At 70.7% G+C, this 9,140-nt stretch carries 8 protein-coding genes; 1 reads left to right on the plus strand and 7 read right to left on the minus strand.

Annotated elements, in window-relative coordinates; genetic code table 11:
* The 6 genes from WA805_RS00235 to WA805_RS00260 all read right to left on the minus strand — a co-directional run.
* On the minus strand, nucleotides 1-766 hold a 766-nt coding region (locus tag WA805_RS00235; RefSeq protein WP_425238161.1), incomplete at its 3' end, for a glycosyltransferase family 2 protein.
* Between the two features lie 93 nt (nucleotides 767-859).
* Nucleotides 860-2,164, minus strand: coding sequence for a PhoH family protein (locus WA805_RS00240; protein ID WP_422279900.1), 1,305 nt, complete (start codon nucleotides 2,162-2,164; stop codon nucleotides 860-862).
* 253 nt (nucleotides 2,165-2,417) lie between these two features.
* Nucleotides 2,418-3,179: an isoprenyl transferase gene (locus WA805_RS00245; protein ID WP_422279902.1), complete on the minus strand. Its 762-nt coding sequence runs from the start codon at nucleotides 3,177-3,179 to the stop codon at nucleotides 2,418-2,420.
* Nucleotides 3,180-3,254: 75 nt separating this feature from the next.
* Nucleotides 3,255-3,812, minus strand: a complete 558-nt coding sequence (locus WA805_RS00250; protein WP_422279904.1) for a hypothetical protein — start codon at nucleotides 3,810-3,812, stop codon at nucleotides 3,255-3,257.
* A 76-nt stretch (nucleotides 3,813-3,888) separates the two neighbouring features.
* The gene (locus WA805_RS00255) at nucleotides 3,889-5,145 is read right to left on the minus strand and encodes a C40 family peptidase (protein ID WP_424565224.1); all 1,257 of its coding nucleotides are present in this window, start codon (nucleotides 5,143-5,145) and stop codon (nucleotides 3,889-3,891) included.
* Nucleotides 5,146-5,245: 100 nt separating this feature from the next.
* On the minus strand, nucleotides 5,246-7,315 hold the full coding sequence (locus tag WA805_RS00260) for a thioredoxin domain-containing protein (protein ID WP_425241355.1): 2,070 nt from the start codon (nucleotides 7,313-7,315) through the stop codon (nucleotides 5,246-5,248).
* Between the two features lie 100 nt (nucleotides 7,316-7,415).
* Here WA805_RS00260 and WA805_RS00265 point away from each other — a divergent pair, with 100 nt between their 5' ends.
* Nucleotides 7,416-7,826 carry a Fur family transcriptional regulator gene (locus WA805_RS00265; protein WP_422277017.1) on the plus strand — a complete coding sequence of 137 codons (411 nt, stop codon included), beginning with the start codon at nucleotides 7,416-7,418 and terminating at the stop codon, nucleotides 7,824-7,826.
* 81 nt (nucleotides 7,827-7,907) lie between these two features.
* On the opposite strand, the gene WA805_RS00270 is transcribed toward WA805_RS00265, so the two are convergent.
* Nucleotides 7,908-9,140 (minus strand): S16 family serine protease (locus WA805_RS00270; RefSeq protein ID WP_425241356.1); only part of this gene is annotated, 1,233 nt, incomplete at its 5' end.

Below are 9,140 nucleotides of genomic sequence, written 5' to 3' on the forward strand. Positions count from 1 at the left end.
GTCCCGCGATCCCCGCCGCAGAGCCGGCGAGGTTCGCCGCGGTCGCCACGGGGGCCGCGAGGTAGCGCGGGTTGACTGTCTCCGGGTAGCGGCGCGCGACGACCCGGCGCCATCGCCCGTAGCAGAAGTGCTGCCTGGCGAGCTCCCGAAGGTTCGCCCTCGGCCGGTAGGTGACCCGCAGCTCAGGGGTGAACCAGATGAGGCCGCCTGAGGCGCGGATCCGGTAGTTCAGCTCCCAGTCTTCGGCCACGATCATGTTCTCGTCGTAGCCGCCCGCCCGCTCGATCGCCTCCCGGCGGTACACCCCGAGGTAGACCGTGTCGACAGGGCCCGCCTCGCCGCCGGTGTGGTTGGCGGCCGCGCCGACCCCGGCCGGGGAGGTCATCGCCCAGGCCACCGCGCACTGGAAAGGGGTGATTCCCTCGGCGGCCATCACCCCGCCCACGTCGGCGGCCCCGGTCTCGAGCAGCGTGCGCACCGCGACCCGCAGGTACTCGTCGGGCAGCATCGCGTGCCCGTCGATCCGCGTGATCACGCCGTGCCTGGCCGCCTTGATCGCGGCGTTCATCGCGGACGATATCTTCCCTGACGGGTTGGGCACCACGGTGACCCGGTCGTCGGCCGCGGCGAGCTCGTGGGCGATCTGCTCGGTGCGGTCCCGGGAGGGTCCGACGGCCAGTACCAGCTCGAACCCGCCCGGGTAGTCCTGCCCGAGCACCCGTGCCACCGAATCGGCCAGGTGCTCCTCCTCGTTCCGGACCGGCATGACCACCGAGACGGCTGGCAGCGTGGAGCCACCACGAGCCCGTTCCGAGGATTGATCTTTATTCGCACCCGCGACGTCGGTCACGGATGCAGTTTAGAGGGCGGCGTCCTCCAAAAGGTCGGTAACCAGCGCGGCGATCGCGGAGCGCTCGGAACGGGTGAGCGTCACGTGCGCGAACAACGGATGGCCCTTGAGCTTCTCGATCACCGCGACCACGCCGTCGTGCCTGCCGACACGCAGGTTGTCGCGCTGCGCGATGTCGTGGGTGAGCACCACCCGGGAATCGGTGCCGATCCGCGACAGCACGGTGAGCAGCACGCCGCGCTCCAGGGACTGCGCCTCGTCCACGATCACGAACGCGTCGTGCAGCGACCGGCCGCGGATGTGCGTCAGCGGCAGCACCTCGAACATGTCGCGGGCGATGATCTCGTCGATCACGCTCTGGGTGGTGACCGCGGACAGCGTGTCGTATACCGCCTGCGCCCACGGGCCCATCTTGTCCGCCTCGGAACCAGGCAGGTAGCCGAGATCCTGGCCGCCGACCGCGTACAGCGGCCGGAACACGATGACCTTGCGGTGCTGACGGCGCTCCATGACCGCCTCGAGGCCCGCGCAGAGCGCGAGCGCCGACTTGCCGGTGCCCGCCCGGCCGCCCATGCTGACGATCCCCACCTCGGAGTCGAGGAGCAGGTCGAGGGCGATGCGCTGCTCGGCGGACCGGCCGTGCAGGCCGAACGCCTCGCGGTCGCCGCGGACCAGCTGGATCTGCTTGTCAGGGCGGACCCTGGCTAGCGCGCTGGCGCTGCCGGTGTGCAGCACCAGGCCGGTGTGACAGGGGTAGTCGCGGGCCGCCTCGCAGTCGAGCACGCCGTGTTCGTACAGTTCCTCTACCTCAGCCGGGCTGACGGAGAGCTCCGCCATGCCGGTCCAGCCGGAATCGACCGGAAGTTCGGCCCGGTACTCCTGAGCTTCAAGGCCGATAGACGCGGCCTTGACCCGCATCGGCAAGTCCTTGCTGACGAGAACCACGTCGTGGCCCTCGTTGGCGAGGCTGCGCGCGACCGACAGGATCCGCGTGTCATTGTCCCCGAGCCGGAAACCGGCGGGCAGAACCTGCGAATCGATGTGGTTGAGCTCCACGCGCGCGGTGCCGCCGAGCGTCCCGATCGGAAGCTCGACATCGAGGCGCCCGTTGCTGACCCGGAGATCGTCCAGGTAACGGAGCGCCTGGCGGGCGAAATATCCCAGCTCAGGATGGTGACGCTTCGCTTCAAGCTCGGTGATGACCACGACCGGCAAGACGACGTGATGTTCGTCAAACCGCGTGAAAGCGGCCGGGTCGGCGAGCAAGACGCTCGTGTCGAGGACGTAGGTACGACGGTGCACAGAGTTGGCCACGCAAACTCCCCTGGGCGGCCGGCCTTGGGAGCCGGCGCCGCGGACAGGACACGCCGTTTCCCGGGTACTCCGGGGACAGACGTATCGAACGGACCGGGGCTGCCCTCCAAAGAGAGCCGCACCGGCCCTCGCGTCGCACGTGCAGACGTCAGGAGGGCCTCCCGCGGGGGCGGCCCGGAAGACCGCCGCCAACACTCAAGGTACCCGTGATTCCGGTCGGGTTAAAGTACCCTAGCGGGCCTATTTTCGCAGGCTATGACCCATACCTGCGGTTACGCTCTGAATAGGACCGTAGTGCCCGCAAAAAGTCCACTCTGCGGAAAGCCGGCCAGTAAGCGTCACAGAAGTAGAACTCCGAATGGGTGGACTGCCACAGCAGGAACCCGCCGAGCCGCTGCTCGCCGCTCGTCCTGATCACCAGGTCCGGGTCGGGCTGACCGGCCGTATACAGGTGCTCGGCGATGTGCTCGACGTCAACGGCGTCGGCGAGCTGCTCGATCGTGGTGCCCTTGCTCGCGTGGTCGACGAGCAGCGACCGCACCGCGTCGGCGATCTCACGCCGGCCGCCGTAGCCGACCGCGACGTTGACCAGCAGGCCGGGGTTGTGGCTGGTGACCTCGGCCGCGTGCTTGAGCACGCGGGCGGTGTGGTCGGGCAGCAGGTCGAGTGCGCCCATCGGGTTCACGTGCCAGCCCTCGTCGATCAGGTCGTTGACGGTGTCCTCGATGATCAGGAGCAGCGGGTCGAGCTCTTGCCGCGGCCTGGTCAGGTTGTCGGTGGACAGCAGCCACAGCGTGACCACCTCGACGCCGGACTGCTTGCACCACTGCAGCAGTTCGAAGATCTTGTCGGCGCCCTTGCGGTGGCCCTTGTTCACGTCGGTGTGACCGGCGGACCTGGCCCAGCGCCGGTTGCCGTCGCACATCACCCCGACGTGCCGTGGTATCGCCTTACCTGACAGCGAAGCTTCGAGCCTGCGCTCATACAGCCGGTATGCCAGGTCGCGAAATCCCATGAACCGACCTTCCTCGCCAACGCACGCGTGATTCCCCTAGTCACGGTATCCGACTAGAGCGACGTGCGGTGCGAGTCAGGTGCCAGTGGCGCCGGTCCCGCTGGCCGGGCCCTGGGACCTGACCTCCTCTACCCGGAGCAGCGCGTCCCGCAGCTCGGTCAGCCACGCGTCCGTGTGCTCGCCGGTTAGCCGCACGCACCACGCGAGCGCGTCGCTGCGGCTCCGGGCGACGCCGGCGTCGACGAGGGTGTCGAGGACGCGCCGTTCTGACTGCCTGAGCCTGGTCATGACCGGGACCGACAATGTCGTGAACATCTCACCGAGGTCACCGCACCTGGCGCCCCATGCGACCTTGCGGCGGAACTTGTGCTCGGCCTCGCGCGCCATCTCAATGCGCTTTGACCTGGTCTCTTCGCGGAACCGCGTGATCCTGCCCTCGGCTGCCGCGGACTTCTCCGCGCTGCCGGCGCCGCCTTCTGGCTCGGGCAGCGTGCCGACGATCGTGATCTCCTCACGGTCGACGACGATCTCGGCCGGCCCGGTAAACCAGTCGGTTGGCAGGCGGCCGACGAACCAGCCCTTGATCTGATCAGCGACGCTGCCGCTGACGTCTTCGTCTGGCTCTGTACTCATGTAATCATGTATACACGACGCCGTATCGGGGTCAACCCCTCAGCCGGCACCGCGTTTTCCTGGTTCGCCGCGGAAGTCAGGCGACGCGGCCGGCCACGGCGGCGGCCTGGGCCGGGTTGACGCGGATGGCGCCGGCGAACTCGCTGCCGACATCCGCGGGCACGATCTCCACGTCCTGTCCCGGCTCCGGTGCCTGGATCATCCAGCCGTTGCCCAGGTAGATCGCCACGTGCGAGATGTACGTGGGGTCGGTGGGATCGGTGTGGTAGAAGAGCAGGTCACCCGGCTGGAGCCGGCTGACCGGCACGGCAGGCCCGGCCAGCGCCTGGTCGGCGGCGACCCGCGGCATAGCGATGCCCGCCTGCGCGAACGACCACTGGACGAGCCCAGAGCAGTCGAAGGCCTTCGGCCCGGCCGCGCCCCAGACGTAGGGCAGCCCCCGGCGGCTCATCGCCGCCCTCAGCGCGGTGTCGAGCTGGGCTGCGGCCACTCCGCCCTCGGTCGCCGGCCCGGCGCCGGCCGCCCCCGAGCCGTTCACGGTGACCGCGCCGCCGGGGACGGTGATCAGCGAGACCAGCTGCTCCACGCCGGCGCCCTTGGGGATCAGCCGTCCGGCGGCGGCCGCGTCGGCCGTGAAGTCGCTGGTGCGCATGCTGACCACGATCGCGTTCCCGGCCGGCGCGCCGAGCGAGCGCGCGACCGAGTCGGACACGACCGCGTTGACGCCGCCGATGCCCATCGTTCCGAACGCCACCACGCGCAGCCGCTTCGCGGTGCGCCCGGTGGCCGCGACCGTGCCGCCGAGCGTGAGCTTGTCCAGCTTGCCCATCGTGTAGGACACGGCGATCCCGCCACTCGCCACGCCATCCCACAGCGCGTTCGACGCGCCGGTCGGCCGCGCGGCAAACGTGCGGAACACCGACGGATCAACGCCCAGGACCGCGGTGTACGCCCCGTTGATGCGCATCCGGACCGCCTCGATCTGCTCGATGGCGGTGACCCCAGGCAGCCGGGAGACGGCGGTGAGCACCGAATGAGGCAGCGTGTGCGGCGCCACGATCAGCAGGTCCGCCTGGAGCGTGCGGCGCAACGGCGCCACCGCGGGCGGATGCGACCCGGGGAGCGCCATCAAGTGGGCGCTCGTTCCCATGGTCATGCCGGGTGCGACCGGGGTGTCGCCGGACGTCGGCCGCACCACGGGGAGGTTGAGGAGGGACGGCGCGGCACCAGCGGCACCAGCGGACAGGTCACTGCGGGGCGGCGCGCCCAGCACGGCCGCGAGCACCCCGGCAAGCGTGCCGAGCACCGCGAGCGTGGCAACGGCGGCCGGCACCAGACGCCGTCGTCCGCCGCGCCCGACTGCCCGCGCTATCCGCCGGCCCCCTTGCGTCAGGTGCACACGGACAACCATGCCCCAAAGGTCGCTGATTCGTCTATGTCTCACCACGAAGGGTTTCGGCTATTCGCCCAAGGGTTTCGCGCAGTTCCGCCGGAGTCGTGACAGGGGCCTGGCAGGTGAACTGGCGGCACACGTACGCCGTCGGGCCGCCCTTGACCAGGCCTCGGCCGGCCAGCAGCGGGACCGGCACATCGGCCTCGCCAGAAGGCGAACCTGGACCGGTCGCCATGACCGCCCCAGGCGGCGCGCGGTGCAGCGCGGCGCGCTGCAGGTCGGCGGTCCGCGGGTCATCGCCTGGCCCGACGATCGCGATCTCGGCCGGCCCGGAGAGCAGCGCTTCCGCGACCGACAGGCCGCTGCCCGCGAAGCGCGGCGCGCGGGAGGCGAGCGGCGCCAGCACGCGCAGCGCCGCTACCGCGGCGTCCCTGTGCCGCTCGAAGCCGGTCAGCGCGGCGTAGCTGAGCAGCGCGTCCGCCGCCGCGAAAGCACCCGACGGGGTAGGGCCGTCGGTCGGGTCGGCGGGCCGGAAAATGAGCTGCTCGCCGTCGTCGGCGGTGTCGTAGAAACCGCCGGAACCGTCCCGGAACGAGGTGAGCACCGTGTCCAGCAGCGCCGCCGCCACCGGCACCCAGCGGTCCTCACCGGTCACCCCGTACAGCACGAGCAGCGCCGCGGCGACACTCGCGTAGTCCTCGAGCAGTCCGGCGCTCGTCCCGGCCACCCCGTGCCGGGAGGTCCGCACGATCCGCACTGCTCCTTCCCGCGCGGACCCCCCTGGGAACACGTGCAGCGAGTCCAGCAGCAAAGCCGCGTCGCGTGCGGCGTTGACGAGGTCGGGGCGGTTGAAGAGCAGCCCGGCTTCAGCCAGCGCGGCAATGGCCATGCCGTTCCACGCGGCGACCACCTTGTCGTCCCGGCCCGGCCGGGTCCGCCCTTCGCGCGCCGTCAGCAGCGTGCCGCGGATCCGGTCGAACCGCTCCCGGTCGGACGGCTCCGCCCGGCGCTGCAGGACGGATTTACCGTCCTCGAAGGTGCCCGCCTGCGTCACGCCGAACACCTCGGCCGCGAACGCCGCGTCCTCGTCCCCGAGCACCACACGCAGTTCCGCCGGCGTCCACGCGTAGTAGGCGCCTTCCTCGCCGTCGCTGTCCGCGTCGAGCGACGCGGCGAAGCCGCCCTCCGCCGTGCGCAAGTCCCGCAGCATGAACTCGCACGTCTCCTCGGCGACCCGCCGGGCCAGCGCCGATCCGGTGCGCCGCCACAGGTGCGTGTAGACCCGCGCGAGCAGCGCGTTGTCGTACAGCATCTTCTCGAAGTGCGGGACGGTCCAGGTCGCGTCCACGCTGTACCTGGCGAACCCGCCGCCGAGCTGGTCGTACATGCCGCCGCGCGCCATGGCCTCGCAGGTCTGCCCGGCCATCGACAGTGCTTCCGCCGACCCGGCGCGCGCGTAGTGCCGCAGCAGGAACTCGAGCACCATCGACGGCGGGAACTTCGGCGCCGCGCCGAAGCCGCCGTTCACTGGGTCGAACTCCTCCTGAAGCCCGGCTACCGCCTCCGACGTGAGCTCGGCCAGCGGCAGGTCACCGGCGCCCGCGCCCAGGCCGGTCCAGGCGGCGGCCTGTTCAGCCAGGGTCGCGGCGATGCGTTCCGACTCGCCTTTCACCCGGTCCTTGTTCTGCCGCCACGTCTCGCCGACGGCGGTCACGAGCTGCGTGAACTGCGCCCTGGGGAAGTATGTGGCGGCGAAGAACGGCTCGCCGTCCGGTGTCATGAACACGGTCATCGGCCAGCCGCCCTGGCCGCGGTTCATCGCCTGGGTCGCCGCCATGTATACGGCGTCGACGTCCGGCCGCTCCTCGCGGTCCACCTTGATGGCGACGACGTTGTCGTTGACGACGGCCGCCGTCGCCGGGTCCTCGAACGACTCGTGCGCCATCACGTGGCACCAGTGGCAGGCCGCGTACCCGACCGACAGCAGCACCGGCACGTCGCGCCGCCGCGCCTCGGCGAACGCCTCGTCGCTCCATGGCCACCAGTCCACCGGATTGTCCGCGTGCTGCAGCAGGTACGGGCTGGTCGCGCTCTTCAGCCGGTTGCTCATGAAACCATTCTTATTCAGAACGTACGCGGGTGACTCGCCGGGCGGGGCCCGCCGGTTCCAGAGCTGCGAAACGGCCCCGGCTAGGGGTTAAAGTCAAAGGGTGACAGTGGATCAGCCGCGCGGTACGAAGGTGCGCGGGACCCGGCAGGCGTCAGCCCTCGCCGCCGCGCTGGCCAGCCTTCCCGGCTTCTGCAGCGCCCAGGAGATCCACGCCGAGCTGCGCCGTCGCGGCGAGACCGTCGGGCTCACCACGGTCTACCGGCACCTTCAGGTGCTCAGCGAGCAGGGCACGGTCGACACGATCCGCGATCCGTCGGGCGAGACCCTGTACCGGCAGTGCGGCTCCACCGCGCATCACCACCACCTGACTTGCCGCGTCTGCGGCAGCAGCGTTGAGGTCGAGGGCCGGGTCGTCGAGCAGTGGGCGGCGAAAGTGGCCGCGGAGGCCGGCTTCACCTCGGTCGACCACACGGTCGAGCTGTTTGGGCTCTGCCCAGAGCATTCCGCCTGAGGACTTCAAGCACGCCTACGTCAGACACGGAACAGGCCTGGCGCTCGACAAGAGCGCCAGGCCTGTTTCCTGTTGTGCCGGTTAGGCCGCGACGGTCGCGGCGTCCGTGATCGCCGGCTCGAGCGCCAGCATCAGAACCTCACGGACGTCGCTCACCGGGTGCACGTCCAGCTTGGCGAGCACCTCGGCAGGAACGTCGTCCAGGTCCGGCTCGTTGCGCTGGGGGATCAGCACTGTGGTGATCCCGGCGCGGTGCGCGGCGAGTAGCTTCTGCTTCACGCCGCCGATCGGCAGGACCCGGCCGGTGAGCGAGACCTCGCCGGTCATCGCCACGTCCGAGCGGACCGGCCGGCCGGAGAGCAGCGACGCCAGCGCCGTCGTCATCGTGACGCCGGCCGACGGGCCGTCCTTCGGCACCGCGCCCGCGGGGACGTGCACGTGCACGCCGCGGTCCTTCATGCCGGTGACCGGCAGCTCGAGCTCCGCCCCGTGCGAGCGCAGGAACGAGAGCGCGATCTGCGCGGACTCCTTCATCACGTCGCCGAGCTGGCCGGTGAGCGTGACGCCAGTCGCGCCGGTCTCCGCGTCCGCGAGGGACGCCTCGATGTAGAGCACGTCGCCGCCCGCACCGGTCACCGCCAGGCCTGTCGCGACGCCGGGCACCGCCGTGCGGCGGTCGCTGGACGTCAGCCTCGTCTCCGGGGTGAACCGGGGCCGGCCCAGGTAGTCGCGCAGGTTCTCGGTCGACACCGTCACCGGCAGCGTGCCAGGTTCGAGCGACTCCTTCGCCGTGACCTTCCGCAGCACCCGGGCGATCGCCCGCTCGAGCGACCGGACGCCCGCCTCGCGGGTGTACTCGGCCGCGACGAGCCGCAGCGCGTCGTCCTCGATCGTGACCTCCTCGGCCGACAGGCCGGCCTTCGACAGCTGCCTGGGCAGCAGGTGGTCACGCCCGATGGCGACCTTCTCGTCCTCGGTGTAGCCGTCGAGCGTGACCAGCTCCATCCGGTCGAGCAGCGGCCCCGGGATGCCGTCGAGCACGTTCGCCGTGGCAAGGAACACCACGTCGGACAGGTCGAGGTCGACCTCCAGGTAGTGGTCGCGGAACGTGTGGTTCTGCGCCGGGTCCAGCACTTCGAGCAGCGCGGCCGCCGGGTCGCCCCGGTAGTCGCTGCCGATCTTGTCCACCTCGTCGAGCAGCACGACCGGGTTCATCGTGCCGGCCTCGCGGATGGCACGGACGATCCGGCCGGGCAGCGCGCCGACGTAGGTGCGCCGGTGGCCGCGGATCTCCGCCTCGTCCCGCACGCCGCC

The organism is Trebonia sp. (genome assembly GCF_049794275.1).
In the GTDB taxonomy this organism is placed as follows: Bacteria; Actinomycetota; Actinomycetes; order Streptosporangiales; family Streptosporangiaceae; genus Trebonia.